This is a genomic window from Arthrobacter sp. 49Tsu3.1M3 (assembly GCF_900168135.1).
Classification (GTDB): Bacteria; Actinomycetota; Actinomycetes; order Actinomycetales; family Micrococcaceae; genus Arthrobacter.
The window spans coordinates 229,977-250,807 of the sequence record NZ_FUZD01000001.1; the positions used below are offsets into that span (position 1 = coordinate 229,977).

Genomic DNA, 20,831 nt, shown 5'->3' on the forward strand with positions numbered 1-20,831 from the left:
CTCGCACTAGGCTGGAAACATGTCCTCACACCCCGGGCCGGAATCACCGTCCGAACGTTACCGCGCCAGCGTCGAGCGGGCTGCTGAAGCCAAGACCTATCTGGGCGGTTTCATCCGCTCGCTCGAATTTGAACTCGATGACTTCCAGCGCGAAGCATGCCTGTCCCTGCAGGCCGGCCGGGGCGTGCTGGTGGCCGCCCCCACCGGCGCCGGGAAGACGATCGTGGGGGAGTTCGCCATCTATCTGGCCCTCCAGCGTGGGCTCAAGGCGTTCTACACCACCCCCATCAAAGCCCTGAGCAACCAGAAGTACTCCGAACTGGCTGCCAAGTACGGCGCCGCCCAGGTGGGCCTGCTCACCGGCGATACCAGCATCAACGGCGACGCCCCGGTGGTGGTCATGACCACCGAAGTGCTCCGCAACATGCTCTACGCGGATTCGGACACCCTGGATGATCTCGGCTTCGTGGTCATGGACGAAGTCCACTACCTCGCCGACCGCTTCCGCGGCGCGGTGTGGGAGGAGGTCATCATCCATCTGCCCAGCGAGGTCCAGGTGGCGTCCCTGAGTGCCACGGTCTCCAACGCCGAAGAGTTCGGTGCGTGGCTCGACACCGTCCGCGGGCAGACCGACGTGATCGTCTCCGAGCACCGCCCGGTGCCGCTGTGGCAGCACGTCATGGTGGGCCGGAAGATCGTGGACCTGTTTGCCGGCGACACCAGCTTTGACGAGATCGCGCTGCCCGGTTCGGCAACTGCCGGGGAGGCAACCGCCGACGCCGTAGCCGCTGCTGCTGTCGGGGGCCCGGCGGCTGCCGTCACCTCAGAAGTGCCCGGGCGGGCCGGCTTCGAGGTCAACCCGGAACTGCTGTCCATGGCCCGGGCCGAGAGCCAGATGAATTTCCGTGGCCGCTTCGGCCACGGCGGCCGGAACCAGCGCCGGCAGCAACGCAGCCAGCGGGACGAACCGCAGGGCGCCCAGCGCAGCCCGGTGCGGAAGGCCAGCCGGCCGCAGGTCATCGCCAGCCTGGACCGGCAGGACCTCCTGCCGGCCATCACATTCATCTTCTCGCGCGCCGGCTGCGACGCCGCCGTGGCCCAGTGCGTCGCGGCCGGACTCTGGCTCACCAGCGAGGCCGAACAGCAGATCATCGCCCGGCGCGTCGACGAGGCCGCCCAGGACATCCCCTCGGATGACCTCGATGTGCTCGGCTTCTGGAGCTGGCGGGACGGCCTGCTCCGCGGGCTCGCCGCGCACCACGCCGGCATGCTGCCCACCTTCAAGGAGGTTGTGGAGAAGCTGTTCGTCGACGGTCTGGTCAAGGCCGTCTTCGCCACCGAAACACTGGCCCTGGGCGTGAATATGCCGGCCCGCTGCGTCGTGCTCGAAAAGCTGGACAAGTTCAACGGCGAGGCCCACGTCAACATCACGGCGGGGGAGTACACCCAGCTGACGGGCCGCGCCGGCCGCCGCGGCATCGACGTCGAGGGCCACGCCGTCGTGCTGTGGCAGCCCGGCACGGATCCGGCCGCCGTCGCCGGCCTGGCCTCACGGCGGACCTACCCGCTGAACTCCAGCTTCCGGCCCACGTACAACATGTCGATCAACCTGTTGGCGCAGTTCGGCCGGCCGCGCGCCCGGGAGATCCTCGAATCCTCCTTTGCCCAGTTCCAGGCGGACCGTTCCGTGGTGGGACTGGCCCGGCAGGTCAGGAGCCGGGAAGAATCCATTGCCGGGTTCAGCAAGGCCATGACCTGCCACCTCGGCGACTTCACCGAATACGCACGGTTGCGGCGGGCCCTGGGCGATGCCGAAACCATGGCCTCCCGGAGCACGTCCCGGGCCAGGAAGTCCTTGACCGAGGACTCCCTGAGCAGGCTGCTCCCGGGCGACGTGGTGGATGTTCCGGCCGGGAAGTCGCCGGGGCTGGCGGTGGTGCTCAGCTCCGACCACGAATCCCGCGAGCCCCGCCCCGCCGTCATGACTCTGGACAACCAGCTCCGCCGGATTGGCCTGCACGACGTCGAAGGGCCGTTGTCGCCGATCACGCGGATCAGGATTCCCAAGACCTTCAACGCCAAGGTTCCCAAGTCCCGCCGCGACTTGGCGTCCTCTGTGCGCAACGCCATCCGCGAGCACCGGCCGCCGGCGCCGCCGCGCCGCGACGACGACTTCGGCCGGGCCTCCGCGGCGCCCAACCAGGAGAAGCGGATCGCCGAGTTGCGCCGGGAGCTCCGCGCCCATCCTTGCCACGGCTGCAGCGAACGCGAGGACCATGCCCGGTGGTCCGAACGCTGGTGGAAACTCCGCCAGGAAACGGACGGGCTCATCCGCCAGATCCAGGGCCGGACCAACACCATCGCCAAGACGTTCGACCGTGTCTGCGGCGTCCTGACGGGCTACGGCTACCTGGAAACCTCGGACACGGGCGCGCTGTCCATCAGCCCGGACGGGCAACGCCTGCGGCGGATCTACGGCGAGAAGGACCTGCTGATTTCGCAGTCGTTGCGGATGGGGGCCTTCAACGACCTCGACGCCGCCGAGATCGCCGCGCTGGCCAGTGTGCTCGTCTACCAGGCCAAGCGTGAGGACCGCGGCCTGCGGCCCAAGATGCCGAGCGTGTCCCTGGAATCCGCGGTGGACACCGTGGTCCGCGAATGGTCCGCGCTGGAGGACGTCGAGGAAGCCAACAAGCTGCCCCTCACTGGCGAGCCTGAGCTCGGCCTCGTCTGGCCGATCTTCAAATGGGCCAAGGGCCGGCACCTCCAGGACGTGCTGAGCGGCACCGACCTGGCCGCGGGCGACTTTGTCCGCTGGGTCAAACAGGTGATCGACCTCCTGGACCAGCTCGCCGACATCCCGAATCTCGACCCCCGGATTGCGCGGCTGTGCGCGGAGGCCATCAAGCTCATCAAACGCGGCGTCGTCGCCTATTCCTCCGTGGCGTAGGGAGCGGGCCGGACCGGCCCTCTCCCTACGCCACGGACTGGCCCGCTACCGCGGCCGCCCAGATTTTCGAACCCGCCGGCGCCCGGCCGGCCCCCAGCAACAAGGAGTCCCCGCCCCATGACCGATTCGCCGGCCGCCCCCGCCCCCCGCAACGTCACGCTGTACCGCAACGGCTCGGTCTACACAGCTGCCGATCCCTTTGCGACCGCGATGCTGGTCGACGGCGACACCGTCGCCTGGGTTGGTTCCGAGCAGGCCGCCACGTCCATCGCCGATTCGTCCATGGAGGTGGTCGATCTGCAGGGCGCGCTGCTGGCACCCGGCTTCGTCGACTCCCACATCCACCTGACGGAAACCGGAATCGCGCTGGAGGGCCTCCAGCTGGCCGGGATGCGCTCCGCCGCTGACCTGCTCGACGCCGTCGCCGCCTCCGCCGCCTCTGCTTCCAGCACGGACGGTCCCATCCTGGGCCACGGCTGGGACGAGACCACCTGGGCCGATCCCACCCTGCCCTCCCGGGACGAAATCGAACGCGCGGCCGGCGGCCGCCAGGTCTACCTGTCCCGCGTGGATGTCCACTCGGCCCTGGTATCGAACTCCCTGGCCGCATCGGCCGGACTGGACGGGCTCGACGGCGGCGCCGGAAGCCAGGTCAAACGCGATGCCCACACGGCGGCCCGCCTGGCGGCCCGCCGGCTGCCGGCGGACGCCCTGCGCGCGTACCAGCAGCGCGCCCTCGCCGAGGCTGCGGCCAACGGCTACGTGGCCCTCGCCGAGATGGCCGCGCCGCATATCGGCAGCATCGAGGACCTGCGGCTCGCGGTGGCCTGGAACAGCACCTCCGGCGGCGGACCGAACGGGGTCGGCGGCGTCGCAGTGCCGGAGATCCTGCCGTACTGGGGCGAGCTCGCCGGATCCGCCGAACATGCCCAGTCCATCCTGGACGAATTGGGCCTGCCCGTGCTCGGCCTGGCCGGTGACCTCAACATCGACGGCTCGATCGGCTCACGGACCGCCGCCCTGCGGGAGGACTACACCGACGCGCCCGGAGAGCGTGGCAACCTGTACCTCTCCGTTGCCGAGGCAGCCGCCCACCTCGCGGCGTGCTCCCTCCTGGGGATCCAGGCGGGTTTCCACGTGATCGGCGACGCCGGCCTGGACACGGCCCTCGACGCCCTCGACCTCGCCGCGGCTGAGGTGGGGGAGCAGCGCGTCCGTGCCGCGGGGCACCGGTTCGAGCACGTCGAGCTGGCGGATGCCGCGGCCATCAGCCGGCTGGCCCGCTATTCGATCAGCGTCAGCGCGCAGCCGGTCTTCGACGCCCTGTGGGGTGGCGGGGACCGCCTTTACCAGCAGCGCCTCGGCTCCCGCCGGCTGGGAATGAATGCCTTTGGCAGCCTCTACGCGGCCGGTGTGCCGATCTGCTTCGGCAGCGACAGCCCGGTGACGCCGCTCCGGCCGTGGTCCAGCGTGCGCGCGTGCCTGCAGCACACCAATCCCGCCGAACAGATCTCCGCCCGCGCCGCGTTCCTCGGCCACACGCGGGCCGGCTGGCGGGCAGCCCGCTACCCCAACCCCATGGCCGGGCAACTGGTGCCGGGGGCTCCGGCCAGCTTTGCGGTCTGGGAGGTCGAGGAGCTCATGGTCCAGGTGGCCGACGGGCGCGTGCAGTCGTGGAGCACCGACCCGCGCGCCCGCACCCCGCTGCTGCCGGCGCTGGACACCGGCAGCGATCCCGCCTGCCTCCTGACGGTACGGGACGGCCAGGAACTCTATGCCAGCGGCGCCCTCCAGGGCTGAACACCTGGCGCCCGATCCGGCCCGTCATCCAGCGGACGGAGCGGAAACATTTCCATCCGCGACCCAGCCCTGACCTGCACCGACAGACGAATCGGCAGGTCACGGCTCGGTTGACAGATCGGCCCGCCCCCGTAGCATTGAGGGGCAACGGAGGGTTGCGTACCGCGCAGACTCCGCCAGTCCCCGGTCCTTCCCAGGTTCCCGCACCCGCGGGAGCTCTACTTGGTCATGACCACGGGCACCCCCAGGGGGCGGGTCTACTTCGCAGCAGAAAACGGTTCCGGCGCCGCAATTCGTGGCCTGCCGGAACTGGCCCGAAGCGGGTGGACCTGCCCGGGTGGCCGCTCGGCCGCTTCGCGGGCGCCCCACGGGCGCACAACTCCCTATAATGGGAAGTTGCGCCTGAATATCCGGAACAATTGACTTTCGGCGCACCGACCGCTCCCTTCAAGGAAAGGCCTCGCTGTGCGTGTCCTCACCATCATCCCGACCTATAACGAGCTGGAATCGTTGCCCAAGACCCTCGGTCGCCTGCGCACAGCCGTGCCCGCCTCCGACGTGCTGGTTGTCGACGACAACAGCCCTGACGGCACGGGGCAGCTGGCGGACCGCATGGCCGCAGAAGACGGCCAGGTCCACGTCCTGCACCGCGCCGGAAAGGCCGGCCTGGGTGCGGCGTACATCGCGGGCTTCAAGTGGGGCCTGGACGCCGGCTACGACATCCTCGTGGAGATGGACGCCGACGGCTCGCACCAGCCCGAGCAGCTGCCGCAGCTGATCGAGGCCGTGGAGCAGGGCGCCGACCTCGCCATGGGCTCCCGCTGGGTTCCCGGCGGCCGTGTGGTCAACTGGCCGCTGTACCGCCAGGCCATCAGCCGCGTCGGCAGCACGTACGCGCGGATCATGCTCGGAGTGAAGATCAAGGACGTCACCGGCGGCTTCCGCGCCTTCCGGCGGACCACGCTGGAGAAGCTGAACCTGGATGCGGTGGACTCGGTTGGCTATGGCTTCCAGGTGGATCTGGCCTGGCGGGTGGCCAAGCTCGGCCTGACCATCGTGGAACGGCCCATTACCTTCGTGGAGCGCGAGCTCGGCGCTTCGAAGATGAGCGGCAACATCGTCGTCGAAGCCATGATCAACGTCACCAAATGGGGACTCACGGCCCGCTGGAACAAGCTCCGGGGCAAGCAGGACGCCAGGCAGGACGCCTAAGGCGTGTCTCCCGGTCCGGGCATCACCTGGGTATAGGGTCGTGCGGTATGGCGCTGCGACTTGTTCAGGTGAATTTCAAGGCTCGGGATGACTCAACGCTCGGCCGGTTTTGGGCGGAGGCACTCGGCTGGGGTGTTTCCAGCGAGGGGCCCGGTGTGACCAACGTTGAACCCCTGGGTTTTGTCTGGCCGGACCCCGCGGCCGTCTGCGTCGATGTCGTCACCGTCCCGGACCCCGAGACGGTGAGGTACCGGGCGCGCCTCGATCTCGCCACCACCTCTGCGGCCCACCAGGCGGAGCTGGTGGCGCATCTCCTGGGGCTCGGCGCGACGCCCGCCGACGTCGGCCAGGGTGCTGTGCCGTGGATGGTCCTGGCCGACCCGGAGGGCAACCTGTTCCGCGTGCTGGAGCCCCACCCGATCTACCAGGACACCGGGCCGATCGCCGCGGTGGTGGTCAGCTGTGCCGACCCGCGGGCCATGGCCGGGTTCTGGGGCGAGGCGATGGACTGGACCCTGCACGAGGTGGACGACGATCATGCGAGGCTGCGTTCGGCCAAGGGCGTCGGGCCGTACCTGGAGTTCCGTCGCACGCCCGCCGCGCAGACCGTGTGGGGCCGTGTCCATCTCGACCTGATGCCGTACCCGGGTGATGATCAAGCGGCGGAGGTGGCCCGGCTGCGGGCTCTGGGCGCCACTGACGCCGACGTCGGCCAAGGCGATGTGCCCTGGGTCTGCCTCGCCGACTCGGAGGGCAACGAGTTCTGCGTCCTCACCCCCGGCTGACGCGGGGGAGGCGCAATGCATGTCGGCGCATGAACAGAAAAGGGCCGGGCCCGCATCGGATGATGCGGGCCCGGCCCTTGCCGTAGCCGGTGCGCCGGGGGGTCTAGGCCGAGCGGCGTTCGCCGCGGCGTTCGCGCAGGATGGTGAGGCGATCTTCGAGGATCTGCTCAAGTTCGGGAAGCGAGCGGCGCTCCAGCAGCATGTCCCAGTGCGTGCGCACCGCCTTCTCGTTGCTGTTGACGGGGCGTTCGCCGTCCACCAGCAACGCCTCCTTGCCCGTCTTCGAAACCCAGACCGGGGGAATTTCGGCTTCCGAGGAGAATGTCACGAACACCTGTTCGCCATCCTCGCAACGGTATTCAACCCGCTGGCGCGGAGCCGGTTCGACGCCGGATTCGGTCTCCATGCTCTGTGCGCCAAGGCGCATACCCCGCAGGCTGCGATCGCTCATCTTTTCTCCCTCTATTCGGTTCGCAGGGTCAAGCCCTGCGTTGTCCGGGGACCGTCAGGCGCCGGACTTCTGGTTGCACCGCGTTGTACCGTACCTGGCCCGGTGTGGGCCGGCCAGATGACAGTCTCCAGTGGACAAAACTCTTTGGAACGTCATTGGAATCAACGCTGTGCGGAGCGTTTTTGTTCCGGACGGCTGAACTGACCGGACAAATATTCAAGTATACGGGAGTGGTGCGGGCGCGGTAAAGCGAGTAGCCCCGCGGCGCGAACTGCGTATCCTGTACCCGACCGGGTCGGCCTTAAGCTGGCAGGCCCCCGCAGCCGGGCCGATACGGCCGGTCTGCGGGGGCCAGGACGGAGCTATCCGATCCGGGAGGTCCAGTGCGGGAGCCGGCTCAGGGCCGGCTCCCTTGGCCGTCGGCTGCGGCGGGCGGTGAGTACGGTGCCACGTCCGGCGTTGAGGCCGTCTGCTCCTGCACCGCGCCTGCACCCAGTACGCTGCCGATCCCCTTGAGCGCCTCGCCAACCTCGCTGGGAATGATCCACAGCTTGTTCGAGGATCCCTCGGCAATCTTCGGGAGGGTCTGGAGGTACTGGTAGGCCAGCAGCTTCTGGTCGGGGTTGCCCTTGTGGATCGCGTCGAACACCTTCTGGATGGCCTGGGCCTCGCCGTCGGCCCGCAGGATGGCCGCCTTCGCGTCGCCTTCGGCCTTCAGGATGGAGGACTGGCGCTGGCCTTCAGCGGTGAGGATCGCGGACTGCTTGGTGCCCTCAGCCGTCAGGATGGCGGCGCGGCGGTCACGTTCGGCCCGCATCTGCTTTTCCATCGAGTCCTGGATCGAGTGGGGCGGATCGATCGCCTTGAGCTCGACCCGGGAGACCCGGATGCCCCAGCGACCAGTCGCCTCGTCCAGGACGCCGCGGAGCTGGCCGTTGATCTGGTCGCGCGAGGTCAGCGCTTCCTCCAGGTTGAGGCCGCCAACCACGTTGCGCAGAGTGGTGGTGGTCAGCTGTTCCACTGCCTGGATGTAGTTGGCGATCTCGTAGGTGGCGGCCCGGGCGTCCGTGACCTGGAAATAGACCACGGTGTCGATCGAGACCACCAGGTTGTCCTCGGTGATGACCGGCTGCGGCGGGAAGGACACCACCTGCTCCCGCAGGTCGAGCAACGGCAGCAAGCGGTCCACAAACGGGATCAGCAGGGTAAGTCCGGGATTCAGGGTGCGTTGGTATTTACCCAGCCGTTCAACGACGCCGGCACGGGCCTGTGGAATGATCCGGACCGACCGGACCAGCACAATAATTACGAACACAATTAGTACCAGCAGCACAATTGCGACTGCGATATTCATACATCACCTATTCCCCAGTTGTTTTGTTTTAGTCTCGCGCCGGCAGCGCCGCACCGGCTGGGCAGCGGTGCCCGCCGGACAGCGGCCCCTATTGGATGGCGGATTCCGGTTGCGGGGCCACGATCGCGGTGGCCCCTTCGATGGCGCTGACCACAGCCTGCTGTCCGGGCGCCAGCACTCCCGATTCGGACCGCGCACTCCAGACGTCCCCGCCAATCTTGACGAGCCCGCCGTTTTCGCTCACGGCCTCCATGACGACGGCGGATTCGCCGATGAGGCGTTCAATGTTGGTGCGCTGATCCGCCGGGCCCCGGTGGAGATGTTTGAGTGCCACCGGCCGGACGAAGCCGATCATGAGCAGGGACACCACGCAGAAGGCGATAATCTGCAGCCACGGATCGGCGCCGGCGAAGTCCGCCACCAGCCCGGCGAGGGCGCCGCCGCCGAGCATGATGAAGAACAGGTCGAGTGTGATCATCTCGACCACGGCAAACAGGAGAAAGAGTGTGAGCCACAACGCCCACCAATTCTCGATCAGCCATTCAGACATCAATTCCCCCTTGAGTTCCGGGAGCTGCAGGCACAGGGCCCCAGTACTGTGATTCCATCCTAAGCGGAAGGGCAATAGCTGGGACCGGCGGCAGGGAATTGATGGCCAAAGTGGCCAAGTCGTTATTTCGCGGGCCGATTCCCCGGCCTGGTCTTCCGCCCCGGTTCGCCACCCGCGGTGGTTTCGGGGCGTCCCTGACGGCCCCCGCGATGCGGTGGGGACGGGAATAGTCAGCGGATGGGTTGGAAAACGCTGATCCGGAAGCGGGCCGAGACGGAGGTCCGCTCCGGAAGCGCGGCCTCGAGTGCCGCCAGTGCGGCGCGGTCGAGGTGGTGGCCTGCCGGTCCCATGTAGGCCAGGTTGGCGACGTCGCGCGGGCCAAGGCTCAATGCCAGGTCCAGGTCGGTTGCTGCGACGGCAGCGAAGTGCTGGCCCAGGGAGGCGGCGAGCCGTTCGTCTTTGGCCGGCTCGATCCCCAGCATCCCGGCCGGCCCGGCAACCTCCGCCAAGTGGCCGGGCCGGGGTGTGACCACGACCAGGCGGCCGCCGGGGCGGAGGACCCGGGCGAACTCGGGCGCGTTGCGCGGCGCAAAAACCACGGTGACGACGTCGACCGCGTTCTCCGCGACCGGCAGCGGCTGCCAGACGTCCCCGACCACGTTCAAAGCCTCGGGGTTCAGCCTCGCTGCGCGGCGCAGCGCGAACTTGGAAATGTCCAGGCCGATTGCCGCGGCCGGACCGCTGTCAGCGGCCCGGTCCAGCACAGCCCTTAGGTAGTGACCGGTGCCTGTGCCGGCGTCGAGCACGAGGGGCCGGCCGGCGGGGGCTTCCCGGAGCGCCGGTGCGGCGAGCCCGGCCACGGCATCGGCCAGCGGCTCGTAATGCCCCGCTGAGAGGAATTCGAAGCGGGCCGCCACCATATCGGCGCTGTCGGCTTCAAAAACCGTCCCCTTGCCGACCAGGAAGTTGAAGTAGCCCTGCCTGGCCGCGTCAAAGCTGTGGCCGGCTCCGCACTCCAGGGTGCGGGCGCCGCCAGTGAAGCGGAGGCCCTGGCGGCACACCGGGCACAGGAGGGGGAGATCGGCGGCGGGCATAGCTTTCATCCTATGCGCGGATCGCCGGCCCGCCGCGCGGACGGGGCTTTGCCTACAGGGGCATCTGGTACCGGGAACGCCGCGGCGTGACTCGCCGCACCGGCGCAACGTGAGGTGTTTCACAGGGGGCACGTCACGGGCTAGGCTCGCAATCGTGAAATCTGAACATCTTCCGCTGCTCAATTCCGTGTCCGCCCCTGCCGTGCACCCCGACGGTTCCCGCGCCGTGGTCTCCGTGATCCGCCCGGACTTCGATGCCGATGCCTACGTGGGCCAGCTGTGGACCGTGCCCCTGGGGCTGGACCCTACCCACCCGGACTTCAACGACCCGGACCAGAGGCCACGACGGCTGACCCGGGGCTTCCGCGATACGGCACCGGACTTTTCACCTGACGGCCGTGCCCTTGGGTTCCTGCGTGCGGCAGCGGACGGAAAGCCGCAGCTGTTCGTGGTGGAAGCCACCGGCGGCGAACCCCAGCTGTTGACGGCAGCCCCACTGGGGGTCAGTTCCTTCACGTGGTCGCCTGATTCCCGCAGCATTCTCTTCAGCGCCAGGACACCTGACGAGGGCCGGTATGGCAGCGTCGACGGCGTGGGTGCGGGCAGCGAGGACGCCCGGCTGATCAAGGATTTCCAGTACCGGATGAACGGTCTTGGCTACACCGGCGACAAGCCGCTTCAGCTGTTCATCCTCGAGGTGCCGCAGCTTGACGCCGAACCGAAGGTGGCCCCGGCCGGACGCGCCCTGAAGGCCCTCGGCACCGCGGCCGATCCGGCGGAGAATGCTGCCGGGCTGCTGCCGGCCGCCAAACAACTCACCACCGCACCAGCGGACCACAACGGCGCCAGCTTCAGCACCGACGCCGGCACCATCTACTTCACCGCAGCCCTGCACGATGGGCGGGACACTGACCTTGTCAGCGGAATCTACGCGCTTCCTGTTACCGGAGGGGAGCCGCAGGCTGTGGTGCCGGCCAACGCCGGACGGCAGAGCATCAGCGCCGTTCGCCAATCCGCCGATGGGCAGTGGCTCTTCTTCCTGGCCGAGGACCTGGGCGCATCGGGGCGGGACTTCGTGGCCAGGAACACGGCGCTCTATGCAATGCCTGCCGCCGGCGGGCACGCCACGGCGCTCAGCGATGCCGAGGCGCTGGACCTGTCCGCCAGCAACCGGCTGGAGCTGCGCGGCGGCGCGGGCGCCCTGGTGCTGAATAACGCGCGGGGAACCGTGGAGCTGCACGAATTCGTCGCGACGGGCGGCCACACGGTCCTCCTGGAAGGCAACCGGGTGGTAACCGGCGCCGCGGAGGGTGGCGGAACGCTCGTGGTGAGTTTCAGCGATTCGACGACGGCCGGTGATGTTGCCGTGCTCGACGGCGGGCAGGTGCGCCGCCTGACGGACTTCTCCGCCCAGCTGCGGAGCGTGGCGGGAATCAGCGAGCCGCAGGAACTGACTTTGCCCTCGGCCGACGGGTACCCGGTCCATGGCTGGCTCGTGAAGCCGGCGGGCCCGGGCCCGCACCCGGTGCTGCTGAACATCCATGGCGGCCCGTTTGCCCAGTTCGGGGTGGCGTTGTTCGACGAAGCGCAGGTCTATGCCGGGGCCGGTTACGCCGTGCTCATGTGCAATCCGCGGGGTTCGGCCGGCTACGGCCAGGCACATGGCCGGTCCATCAAGGAGCGGATGGGAACCGTGGACATGCAGGACGTCCTGGCGTTCCTGGACGGGGCAGTGGAGAAGTTCGAGGATCTGGACGCCGCCAATGTCGGCATCATGGGCGGATCTTACGGCGGCTACCTGACGGCGTGGACCATCAGCCACGACCACCGTTTCCGGGCGGCCATAGTTGAGCGTGGGTTCCTGGACCCGGTGAGCTTCACCGGTTCTTCCGACATCGGCTGGTTCTTCGGCGGCGAATACACCGGCCCGACGGCGGAGCAAATGGCGGCCCAGAGTCCCATGGCGCGCGTGCGGCACGTGCGGACGCCGTCCCTGGTGATCCACAGCGAGGAGGACCTCCGGTGCCCTGTGGAGCAGGGCCAGCGGTACTTCACCGCCCTCAAGCAACAGGGCGTCGAGACCGGATTCCTGGTCTTCCCCGGCGAGAACCATGAGCTGTCCCGTTCCGGCACGCCGCACCACCGGAAGCAGCGGTTCGATGAAATCCTGAAGTGGTGGGCCCGCTACCTGCCGTCCGCATCGAATACGGCGCCGCTGCCCTAGCCCGCAGGCTTACTCCGTGTCCGGGTCCGGCAGGAACCCGAGTTCCTGCCGGGCGCGGCTGATGTCCGGCTGGGCCCAGCGGGCGGAGTATTCGGCATTGTTGCTGATGGAGCGCAGCTCGGCCCGGTCCAGGAAGAGGATCCCGTGGAGGTGGTCGGTCTCATGCTGGACAATCCGGGCTTGCCAGCCGGAGAAAGTCTGCTGGAGTTTCGTGCCGTCCGGCGCCGTGAAATCGAGCTGGACTGATTCCGGCCGCACGACCGCCGCTTGCAGGCCTCCAATGGAGAGGCAGCCTTCGTAGAACGCCGCGGACTTCGCGTCCAGGGGACGAAAGCTCGGGTTCAGCATCGCAAAGAACGGCAGCGGCTCCCGCCCGCGGACGGCAGCGACGTCGGGATCGACGTCGAACTGGTCCTCCAGGACAGCGATCTGCAGCGGAATCCCCAGCTGCGGGGCCGCCAGGCCCACGCCCGGGGCCTTGTGCATCACGCTGCGCATGAGGTCGATGAGGTGGCCGAGATCGGCATCAGTCAACTGGCCATCGTACGGCGCCGCCACGTGCCGGAGCACCGGATGTCCGGCCTGGACAATCGGCGGAAGGATGCCTGCGCTCAGGATCTCCTGGACGGTCTCGCTTATGCGGGCGGCGCTGTAGTCGGTGGGCCTGGCGTCATAGGGCATGCCCCCAGACTACTGGCGCCCGCACGCCTTTGTAACAAAGTCGTAGATGCGGGCGCGAAGTTGGCTGCCGGCGTCGATCTTCAGTACTCCCTCGCGGCCCGCCACCCTGACCTGCAGGGGCAGGAGAGTGCCCACCTTGTCTTCTGCCACTGCATGGGGATCGCAGCGGGAGGGCCTGATGCCGAGCCGCACTTGGGCCGGGGCCCCGCCGGCGCGGACCGTCACCGGCCGGGGCCACGGGGCTTGTCCGGCCTCCGCCAGCAGCGTGGTTTCCTCGATCCGGTCAATCACCAGTTCACCGGCGCCGGCGGGGCGCGGTTGCAGCAGCAGACGCACGACGGCGGTCCGACCGTCCGCGGCAACCTCAAGCTCCGGATCGAGCGTGATCGTGGCGACGGCCGAGGCTTCCCGGGCCAGGCACAGCTCCGAATTGTTCCGCGCCAGGACGCCGAACGGGTCTGCCGCCGGGGACATGGCCGGGACCGGCACGGCGCCTTCCGACGTGGCCAGCCGCAGGGATACACGGGCGACGCCGGCAGCCCCGGTGGCGCCCGGCCCGGCGCCCGGCCCGGCCGGACTGCCGCAGTCCGGGACGGGCAGCGGCGCCGGCAGGCTCTTGGGCTGTCCAGGCGGAAGCTCGATCCCGCCGGGGCGTGCGGACCATGTGATCGGGGCGGCGAAGAGTGGGCTGGCCAGTTCCGCGCCGAGGACCGTCAGGGCGTGTCCTGTGGTGTTCGTGAGCTGGATTTCGATGATCTGCTTGCTGTAGTTGTCGCGGAACTGGCTGATCTCCGCGGTCACAGGGCCTGCGGGGATCGGGGTCGCCGACGCCGTCGCGCTTGCTGGGGAGGCGGTGCCGCCGGCCGTTCCGGAGCTGCATGACGCCGCCGCGCCGAGCACCACAGTGGCAGCCGCTACCCGCAACCCCCAATACCATGCGGCGCCGCGCGTCACGTGAAGTCCGTCCATGCGCACAGTCTATTCCGGGACCATCCCGTAACACCGCGCAGACTAGTGCATCGTGAAGCGGCGGGCGATCAGTGAATTCACCGGCGGAACTGCGGCGACGCCTGCGATGCCGCGGTTCCGCAGCGCCAGGAGTCGGTCCGTGAGGGGCCGGCCCAGGGCCATGTTGATTTCCGCCTGGCGTGCGGCCCGCGCCGCCGCCCGCAACCGGGTCCCTTCAAAGGTCCGGAGGCGATCCGCGACATCCTGGCCGCGCACGGCCGCCGAGACGATCGGTGCCAGCGCCGCCGCATCCAGCCAGCCGAGGTTCATGCCCTGCCCGCCGATGGGGCTCACCTCGTGGGCCGCATCCCCGATCATTACTACCCGGCCGGCCACCATCCGGGGGACCAGGCGCGTGCGGACGCCGAAGCGGCTGAGCATGCTGTTGGTCCCGGCATCAATGGCGAGCCCCGTCCGTTCGCGCACGCAGCCCATGAGCCACCGGGCGTCCGCACCGGGACCGCCGGCTGCAGGTCCGCCGGCATCGGGGCCGCCGAAAGTGGCGTCGCCGGGTCCCAGCCGGACCACCCACCGGCGGAGCTGGCCGGGCAAGGGGAACGACTCCACGATGCCGGCGCCGGAGAGGAACAGTGCGGCGTCCGGACCAAACCCGGTCCCGTCTGCGAAGTCACCCATCAGGTAACTGTCCGGGTACTCTTTCACGCGCACGTCGATGCCCTGCAGCGCCCGCACCGTGGAACGCACGCCGTCGGCGGCAATGACCAGCGGCGCCGAATTGCGCACGGTGCCACTCGCGGTGTCGGCTTCCACGCTGACCCGGGTGCCGTCGTCGGACAGCCCGGTGAGGCGGACGCCGCGGTGCAGGGCGCCGGCGCCGAGCTCATTGACCCGGCGTTCCAGGTGCGCCTCAGTACGGGCCTGGGGCAGGGACAGGACGAACGGAAAGCGGTCCGAGACGCTGGCGAAGGACATCCGGGCGAGGCATTTTCCGCCGGCCAGGGCCATGCCGCGGCGGATCTGGACCCCCTCGGCAATCATGGTCTCGGCAACTCCGGTTCCGGCGAGCGCGGCAAGCGCCGGCGGATGGATGCCGATGGCGCGCGACTGCAGCTCCGGTGCGCCCCGCTGTTCCAGGACCTGCACATCCACGCCGTCCTGCAGCAGCAGCGCGGCCATGAACAGCCCCACCGGACCGGCACCGATGATCAGCACCTCAGCCACTGGCGCCGGGCCCTGACTGGTGGACGTCGTCGGGAGTCTCGTGCAGCAGCAGGCTCCGGAAGGGGGCGTGGCGGGCGACCGTCCAGCCCGGGGGAGCGGCGGCGGCCAGCTCCGCGGAGGTGTAGCTTCGCCGGATCGAGGTCAGCCCGTCCTGCCGGATGTAGGAGCCGGTGAGCACCCAGGAGCCGGCAGAGAACAGCGCGTAGGCGGTGGGGCTGCGGCGGATGTCGTTGTGGAACACTGTGCCGCGGGATAATCGGGCCGACTCGTCGAGAAACGCTTCCAGCCGGTCAAGGTGGTGCAGGACATGGTTGGACACCACGAGGTCGTACCGGTTGCCCTCGTCGAGCAGCTCCGCGCTGGCCGCCTGGCGGAACGTCACGTCCGCCGTCGCGTGGCGGGCGCGGGCGAACAGGATCGCCCGCGGATCCGGGTCAATGGCGGTGACCTTTAGGCGCAGTCCGTCCCGGGCCGCCCACCGGGCCAACAGCACGGAAACGTCGCCCCCGCCGCACCCGATATCCAGCAGGGATGTAGCCGAGCCGGTGGACAGCCGGGGCCGGATCCGGGACCGGTAGATGCCGCGCCACCCGGCGACGGCACGGTTGACGAGCGCAAACTGGGCATACGTTCGCTCCAGGCGGCCGGGGTCGCAGCCCGGCAGGTCCATTTCCTCAACGGCGTCGGATGCGCGGTCCCGCAGGAGGGCCGCCCGAAGGTGTTCCGTGCCCCGCATCGCGCTGAACGGTTTCAGCGTGGCCGCTTTCAGACCCGCACCGCTACGGACGGCGCCGGTTTCGCTGATTCCGCCGCCGGCTCCTGCCGGCGAACCGCGGCGCTCCGCGGGGCAGCCAGCCGGGTGAAGAGCGCCGTCTCGACCGTCAGGCCCGGGCCGAAGGCCATGGAACAGATCCGTTCCGCGCCCGGGCCGGCCCAGGCGTCGTCTGCGGCGTCGTTGGCGGCGTCGTCCGCTGCCGGCAACTCGAGGATGTGCTTGAGGACGAACAGGACGGTGGCGCTGCTCATGTTGCCGAAGTTCCGGAGGGTTTCGCGGGCCGGGATGAGTTGCTCGTCGCTGAGCTCCAGCCTGGACTGGACCTTGTCCAGAATGCTCCGGCCGCCCGGGTGGATGCCCCAGTGCTCGATCTCCCGGTAGGGGAGCCCCTGCAGCGAGCTGTCGCGCGACAGAAGCGGTTCCAGCGCGCCAATGATGTGGTCGTCGATGATGTGCGGGACATAGTTGCCCAGCACCATCTCGAAGCCCTCGTCGCCGATGTTCCAGGCCATCGAGTCCTCCCCGACGGGCGTCAGGACGGTTTCGAAGTAGTCCAGCCGCAGCAAGGGCGCTTCCCCGGGGATGTCCCGCGCCGTGATGATCGCCGCGGCAGCGCCGTCGGCGAACAGGGCCGACCCCATGATGGTGTCCGGATCATTGGAGGTCCGGACGTGAAGGGAACAGAGTTCGGCGCAGACCACCAGCACCGTCGCCTCCGGATCCGCCTCGCAAAAGGACTTCGCCGCCCGCAGCGCCGGGAAGGCCGCATAGCAGCCCATGAAGCCGAGGTGGTACCGCTGGACAGCCGGATTCAGGCCGAGGGCCCGGACAATCTTGTAGTCCGGGCCGGGATTGAAGAATCCGGTGCAGGAAACCGTGATCAGGTGGGTGATGTCCCGGGCCTCGACGCCCGGGCAGGCATCAAGGGCTTTTTGGGCTGCTTCAATGAAAAGTTTGGTCGCTTCCGTGGCGAAAATGCCGTTTCGAATCTTGGTGCTGGGGCTGAGCACCAGGCCGGTGGCGGGGTCGAAGAACTGGGGGTTTTCCGCCTGCCTGTCCGTGGTGAGTTCCTCCACCGCCGTGTGCCTGGTGTCGATGGCTGCGGAGTCGAAGCACGTGTTGACCAGCCGGGAGCCGAGCCGGGTGAGGCCCGGCTGGGCGGCGAACACGGCCCTGGCCTCGGGCTGGACCAGGATGGTTGGCGGGACTGCAGTTTCCAGAGACCTCAGGTAGACCGTCATGGTTCATTCTCAGTGAGCCTGCCGCCAAAGACAATGGAATGGCCGGAGATTCAGGAACACCTCCGGGCTGGACAACTCCGGCACGACGTTGCACGATCGCACTTGTGACCAGCAAACCCGACCGGGCGCAGCACTTGCGCGACCTCGCGCTGTTACGCCGCGTCCGCGACCGAATGGACCGGGAATACGCGCAGCCGCTGGATGTCGAGGCCCTCGCGCGCGGCGTCCACATGTCCGCCGGGCACCTCAGCCGCGAGTTCCGCCTGGCGTACGGCGAGTCGCCGTACAGCTATCTCATGACACGGCGCATAGAACGCGCGATGGCCCTGTTGCGCCGCGGCGACCTGAGCGTCACCGAGGTCTGCTTCACGGTCGGCTGCTCGTCGCTGGGCACGTTCAGCACCCGCTTTACCGAACTGGTTGGCGTGCCGCCCAGCGTCTACCGGCGCGAAGCCGCCCGGGTAACCGCAGGGATGCCTTCCTGCGTCGCGAAACAGGTCACCAGACCGGTCAGGAATCGAGAAGTGCCGGCCCCCGAACCGCAACTAGCATGAAGCCCATGGACATCAACATTCACGCGAGTTTCCTCCCACACAACGATCCCGACGCGGCCCTGGCCTTCTACCGGGACACCCTCGGCTTCGAGGTCCGCAACGACGTCGGCTACGGCGGGATGCGCTGGATCACGGTCGGCCCGGCCGGCCAGCCGGACACATCCATCGTCCTGGAACCGCCGGCCGCCGATCCCGGCGTCACCGACGAAGAGCGCGGCACCATCGACGAAATGATGGCCAAGGGCACCTATGCGCGCATCCTCCTGGCCACCAAGGACCTCGACGCCACCTTCGAGCGGCTGCAGGCCAGCGGTGCCGAGGTGGTCCAGGAACCGACAGAGCAGGCCTACGGGGTGCGCGACTGTGCCTTCCGCGATCCCGCGGGCAACCTGATCCGTATCCAGCAGCCGCTTTAAGGTGCCCGCCGGCCACCGCCGGACCGGTCGCCAGCTGGTTAGATAGAGCCAGTCGACGACGACGGGGACGCCTGTGGCTGCCCCGCCCAACAGATGGAGACACGATGAGCATTGCCACGAGCACGGACACGCAGCCGCCGGAGCTGCATGAAGCGGACAGCCACGATCTGATCCGCGTGCAGGGCGCACGGGAAAACAACCTCAAGGACATCAGCGTCGAGATCCCGAAGCGCCGCTTGACGGTGTTCACCGGCGTGTCCGGCTCGGGCAAGAGTTCGCTGGTGTTCGCCACCATCGCCGCCGAGTCGCAGCGGATGATCAACGAGACCTACAGTGCCTTTGTGCAGGGCTTCATGCCCAACCTGGCGCGGCCCGAGGTGGACCACCTCGAGGGGCTGACGACGGCGATCATCGTTGACCAGGAGCGGATGGGCGCCAACCCCCGGTCCACGGTCGGCACCGCCACCGACGCGAACGCCATGCTCCGGATCCTCTTCAGCCGCCTGGGCATGCCCCGAATCGGGCCACCCACCGCTTTCTCCTTCAACGTCCCGACGCGCAAGGCGAGCGGGGTGATGAGTACCGAGAAAGCCGGCGGCCGCGTCGAGCGGAGCGTGGTGCGCGATGTGGTCTATCTGGGCGGCATGTGCGCACGCTGCGAGGGCATGGGCTCGGTTTCGGACTTCGACCTCACCGCGTTGTACGACGACAGCAAGTCGCTCAGCGAGGGTGCCCTGACGATCCCCGGCTACAGCATGGACGGCTGGTACGGCCGGATCTTCAGCGGCGCCGGTTTCGACATGGACAAGCCGATCGCGAAGTTCACCAAGAAGGAAATGCACGACCTCCTCTACAAGGAGCCCACCAAGATCAAGGTCGAGGGCATCAATCTGACCTACGAGGGCCTGATCCCGAAGATCCAAAAGTCGATGCTCTCCAAGGACGTCGACGCAATGCAGCCCCACATCCGGGCCTTCGTGGAACGTGCCATCACGTTCCAGACCTGCCCCGAGTGCGACGGCACCCGGCTGAGCCCGGAGGCCAGGTCCGCGAAGATCCAGGGCAGGAACATCGCAGACCTCTGCGAGATGCAGATCAGCGACCTCGCCGCATGGATCCGCGAGCTTGATGAGCCTTCCGTCGCACCCCTGCTGAAAGGCCTGCAGCACCTGCTCGACTCGTTCGCCGAAATCGGGCTGGGTTACCTCTCGCTGGACCGGCCGGCGGGCACCCTGTCCGGCGGCGAGGCCCAGCGCACCAAAATGATCCGGCACCTGGGCTCGTCCCTTACCGACATCACCTACGTCTTTGACGAGCCGACGATCGGCCTGCACCCGCATGACATCGAGCGGATGAACCAGCTGCTGCTGCAGCTGCGGGACAAGGGCAACACCGTGCTCGTCGTCGAGCACAAGCCGGAGACCATCGCCATCGCCGACCATGTCATTGACCTTGGCCCCGGCGCGGGTACCGCGGGCGGCAGCGTGTGCTTCGAGGGAACCGTGGAGGGCCTGCGGGCGAGCGACACCATCACCGGGCGGCACCTCGACGACCGGGCCAGGTTGAAGGAATCCGTGCGCACCCCGTCCGGCACGCTCGAGGTGCGGGGCGCCTCGACGCACAACCTCAAGGACGTGGACGTCGACGTCCCGCTCGGCGTTCTCTGCGTCGTCACAGGTGTTGCAGGTTCGGGCAAGAGCTCGCTGATCCACGGGTCAGTGGACGGCCGGGACGGTGTGGTGGTGATCGACCAGGGTGCCATCAAGGGCTCGCGGCGCAGCAACCCTGCGACCTACACGGGCCTCCTCGAGCCGATCCGCAAGGCGTTCGCGAAGGCCAACGGCGTGAAGCCGGCGCTGTTCAGCTCCAATTCGGAAGGTGCCTGCCCCACCTGCAACGGCGCGGGCGTCATCTTCACCGAACTCGGTGTCATGGCCACCGTCGAATCCACCTGCGAGGACTGCGAGGGACGGCGGTTCCAGGCAGCAGTTCTGGAGTACACGCTGGGTGGACGGAATATTGCCGAGGTGCTGGCCATGTCGATGACCGAGGCCGAGGTGTTCTTCAGCGAAGGGGAAGCCCGCACCCCGGCGGCCCACAAGATCCTCGACCGGCTGGTCGACGTCGGGCTCGGCTACCTCACCCTGGGCCAGCCGCTCACCACCCTGTCCGGTGGCGAGCGGCAGCGCGTCAAGCTCGCCACCCAGATGGCAGAGAAGGGTGATGTCTACGTCCTCGACGAGCCCACCACCGGCCTGCACCTCGCCGACGTCCAGAACCTGCTGGGCCTCCTGGACCGGCTCGTCGACTCCGGCAAATCGGTCATCGTCATCGAGCACCACCAGGCGGTCATGGCGCACGCCGACTGGATCATCGACCTTGGTCCCGGCGCCGGGCACGACGGCGGCCGGATCGTTTTTGAGGGCACGCCCGGCAGCCTTGTCGCCGCCCGCTCCACCCTCACCGGCGAGCACCTGGCGGCCTACGTCGGTTCGGTCGCTGAACACAGCATCAAGTGAACGAAACTGGTGAATCAGCGGACTAATCTGGGGGC

Annotated in this window: 17 protein-coding genes; 8 read left to right on the forward strand and 9 right to left on the reverse strand. The window is 68.4% G+C overall.

Annotation, left to right across the window (positions count from 1 at the left end):
- The first annotated feature begins 19 nt into the window (after positions 1 to 19).
- The 4 genes from B5X90_RS01095 to B5X90_RS01110 all read left to right on the forward strand — a co-directional run bounded on the left by B5X90_RS01095 (position 20) and on the right by B5X90_RS01110 (position 6,747).
- A complete protein-coding gene (locus B5X90_RS01095; RefSeq protein ID WP_079549673.1) occupies positions 20 to 2,950 on the forward strand; it encodes a DEAD/DEAH box helicase in 2,931 nt (976 codons plus the stop codon).
- A gap of 117 nt (positions 2,951 to 3,067) precedes the next feature.
- Complete coding sequence (locus B5X90_RS01100; RefSeq protein WP_079549674.1) at positions 3,068 to 4,750, forward strand: amidohydrolase; 1,683 nt, start codon at positions 3,068 to 3,070, stop codon at positions 4,748 to 4,750.
- 465 nt (positions 4,751 to 5,215) lie between these two features.
- Positions 5,216 to 5,962, forward strand: coding sequence for a polyprenol monophosphomannose synthase (locus B5X90_RS01105; protein WP_079549675.1), 747 nt, complete (start codon positions 5,216 to 5,218; stop codon positions 5,960 to 5,962).
- A gap of 47 nt (positions 5,963 to 6,009) precedes the next feature.
- Positions 6,010 to 6,747 carry a VOC family protein gene (locus B5X90_RS01110; RefSeq protein WP_079549676.1) on the forward strand — a complete coding sequence of 246 codons (738 nt, stop codon included), beginning with the start codon at positions 6,010 to 6,012 and terminating at the stop codon, positions 6,745 to 6,747.
- A 103-nt stretch (positions 6,748 to 6,850) separates the two neighbouring features.
- On the opposite strand, the gene B5X90_RS01115 is transcribed toward B5X90_RS01110, so the two are convergent.
- The 4 genes from B5X90_RS01115 to B5X90_RS01130 form a co-directional block, all read right to left on the reverse strand.
- Positions 6,851 to 7,198 carry an RNA polymerase-binding protein RbpA gene (locus B5X90_RS01115; protein ID WP_026266329.1) on the reverse strand — a complete coding sequence of 116 codons (348 nt, stop codon included), beginning with the start codon at positions 7,196 to 7,198 and terminating at the stop codon, positions 6,851 to 6,853.
- Between the two features lie 397 nt (positions 7,199 to 7,595).
- Positions 7,596 to 8,552 (reverse strand): SPFH domain-containing protein, encoded by a 957-nt coding sequence (locus B5X90_RS01120; protein WP_079549677.1) that lies wholly within the window; start codon positions 8,550 to 8,552, stop codon positions 7,596 to 7,598.
- 88 nt (positions 8,553 to 8,640) lie between these two features.
- Positions 8,641 to 9,102, reverse strand: a complete 462-nt coding sequence (locus B5X90_RS01125; RefSeq protein ID WP_079549678.1) for an NfeD family protein — start codon at positions 9,100 to 9,102, stop codon at positions 8,641 to 8,643.
- A gap of 230 nt (positions 9,103 to 9,332) precedes the next feature.
- Positions 9,333 to 10,196 carry a methyltransferase domain-containing protein gene (locus tag B5X90_RS01130; RefSeq protein ID WP_079549679.1) on the reverse strand — a complete coding sequence of 288 codons (864 nt, stop codon included), beginning with the start codon at positions 10,194 to 10,196 and terminating at the stop codon, positions 9,333 to 9,335.
- Positions 10,197 to 10,350: 154 nt separating this feature from the next.
- On the opposite strand from B5X90_RS01130, the gene B5X90_RS01135 reads away from it, so the two are divergent.
- Positions 10,351 to 12,420 (forward strand): S9 family peptidase, encoded by a 2,070-nt coding sequence (locus tag B5X90_RS01135; RefSeq protein ID WP_079549680.1) that lies wholly within the window; start codon positions 10,351 to 10,353, stop codon positions 12,418 to 12,420.
- Positions 12,421 to 12,429: 9 nt separating this feature from the next.
- Here B5X90_RS01135 and B5X90_RS01140 read toward each other — a convergent pair whose 3' ends face one another.
- The 5 genes from B5X90_RS01140 to B5X90_RS01160 are packed head-to-tail and all read right to left on the reverse strand — an operon-like array spanning position 12,430 to position 17,307.
- Positions 12,430 to 13,101, reverse strand: coding sequence for a peptide deformylase (locus B5X90_RS01140; RefSeq protein WP_079549681.1), 672 nt, complete (start codon positions 13,099 to 13,101; stop codon positions 12,430 to 12,432).
- A 9-nt stretch (positions 13,102 to 13,110) separates the two neighbouring features.
- A complete protein-coding gene (locus B5X90_RS01145) occupies positions 13,111 to 14,070 on the reverse strand; it encodes a hypothetical protein (RefSeq protein WP_079549979.1) in 960 nt (319 codons plus the stop codon).
- A 42-nt stretch (positions 14,071 to 14,112) separates the two neighbouring features.
- Positions 14,113 to 15,291 (reverse strand): FAD-dependent oxidoreductase, encoded by a 1,179-nt coding sequence (locus tag B5X90_RS01150; protein ID WP_079549682.1) that lies wholly within the window; start codon positions 15,289 to 15,291, stop codon positions 14,113 to 14,115.
- Positions 15,284 to 16,027 (reverse strand): class I SAM-dependent methyltransferase, encoded by a 744-nt coding sequence (locus B5X90_RS01155; RefSeq protein WP_079549683.1) that lies wholly within the window; start codon positions 16,025 to 16,027, stop codon positions 15,284 to 15,286. Before B5X90_RS01155 ends, B5X90_RS01150 begins: the two co-directional genes overlap by 8 nt.
- A gap of 29 nt (positions 16,028 to 16,056) precedes the next feature.
- On the reverse strand, positions 16,057 to 17,307 hold the full coding sequence (locus B5X90_RS01160; RefSeq protein WP_079549684.1) for a type III polyketide synthase: 1,251 nt from the start codon (positions 17,305 to 17,307) through the stop codon (positions 16,057 to 16,059).
- 104 nt (positions 17,308 to 17,411) lie between these two features.
- Here B5X90_RS01160 and B5X90_RS01165 point away from each other — a divergent pair, with 104 nt between their 5' ends.
- The 3 genes from B5X90_RS01165 (at position 17,412) to B5X90_RS01175 (ending at position 20,796) form a co-directional block, all read left to right on the forward strand.
- Positions 17,412 to 17,861 carry a helix-turn-helix transcriptional regulator gene (locus B5X90_RS01165; RefSeq protein ID WP_079549685.1) on the forward strand — a complete coding sequence of 150 codons (450 nt, stop codon included), beginning with the start codon at positions 17,412 to 17,414 and terminating at the stop codon, positions 17,859 to 17,861.
- On the forward strand, positions 17,858 to 18,277 hold the full coding sequence (locus B5X90_RS01170; protein ID WP_079549686.1) for a VOC family protein: 420 nt from the start codon (positions 17,858 to 17,860) through the stop codon (positions 18,275 to 18,277). Before B5X90_RS01165 ends, B5X90_RS01170 begins: the two co-directional genes overlap by 4 nt.
- Before the next feature lie 104 nt (positions 18,278 to 18,381).
- Positions 18,382 to 20,796, forward strand: a complete 2,415-nt coding sequence (locus B5X90_RS01175; RefSeq protein ID WP_079549687.1) for an ATP-binding cassette domain-containing protein — start codon at positions 18,382 to 18,384, stop codon at positions 20,794 to 20,796.
- Positions 20,797 to 20,831 lie beyond the last annotated feature (35 nt).

What these genes read in the sequence shown, in the direction of transcription:
- B5X90_RS01095 (WP_079549673.1), top strand. Translation starts at nt 20, where the DNA reads ATGTCCTCACACCCCGGGCCGGAATCACCGTCCGAACGTTACCGCGCC.
- B5X90_RS01100 (WP_079549674.1), top strand. Translation starts at nt 3,068, where the DNA reads ATGACCGATTCGCCGGCCGCCCCCGCCCCCCGCAACGTCACGCTGTAC.
- B5X90_RS01110 (WP_079549676.1), top strand. Translation starts at nt 6,010, where the DNA reads ATGGCGCTGCGACTTGTTCAGGTGAATTTCAAGGCTCGGGATGACTCA.
- B5X90_RS01115 (WP_026266329.1), bottom strand. Translation starts at nt 7,198, where the DNA reads ATGAGCGATCGCAGCCTGCGGGGTATGCGCCTTGGCGCACAGAGCATG.
- B5X90_RS01120 (WP_079549677.1), bottom strand. Translation starts at nt 8,552, where the DNA reads ATGAATATCGCAGTCGCAATTGTGCTGCTGGTACTAATTGTGTTCGTA.
- B5X90_RS01125 (WP_079549678.1), bottom strand. Translation starts at nt 9,102, where the DNA reads ATGTCTGAATGGCTGATCGAGAATTGGTGGGCGTTGTGGCTCACACTC.
- B5X90_RS01130 (WP_079549679.1), bottom strand. Translation starts at nt 10,196, where the DNA reads ATGCCCGCCGCCGATCTCCCCCTCCTGTGCCCGGTGTGCCGCCAGGGC.
- B5X90_RS01140 (WP_079549681.1), bottom strand. Translation starts at nt 13,101, where the DNA reads ATGCCCTATGACGCCAGGCCCACCGACTACAGCGCCGCCCGCATAAGC.
- B5X90_RS01145 (WP_079549979.1), bottom strand. Translation starts at nt 14,070, where the DNA reads ATGGACGGACTTCACGTGACGCGCGGCGCCGCATGGTATTGGGGGTTG.
- B5X90_RS01155 (WP_079549683.1), bottom strand. Translation starts at nt 16,027, where the DNA reads ATGCGGGGCACGGAACACCTTCGGGCGGCCCTCCTGCGGGACCGCGCA.
- B5X90_RS01160 (WP_079549684.1), bottom strand. Translation starts at nt 17,307, where the DNA reads ATGACGGTCTACCTGAGGTCTCTGGAAACTGCAGTCCCGCCAACCATC.
- B5X90_RS01170 (WP_079549686.1), top strand. Translation starts at nt 17,858, where the DNA reads ATGAAGCCCATGGACATCAACATTCACGCGAGTTTCCTCCCACACAAC.
- B5X90_RS01175 (WP_079549687.1), top strand. Translation starts at nt 18,382, where the DNA reads ATGAGCATTGCCACGAGCACGGACACGCAGCCGCCGGAGCTGCATGAA.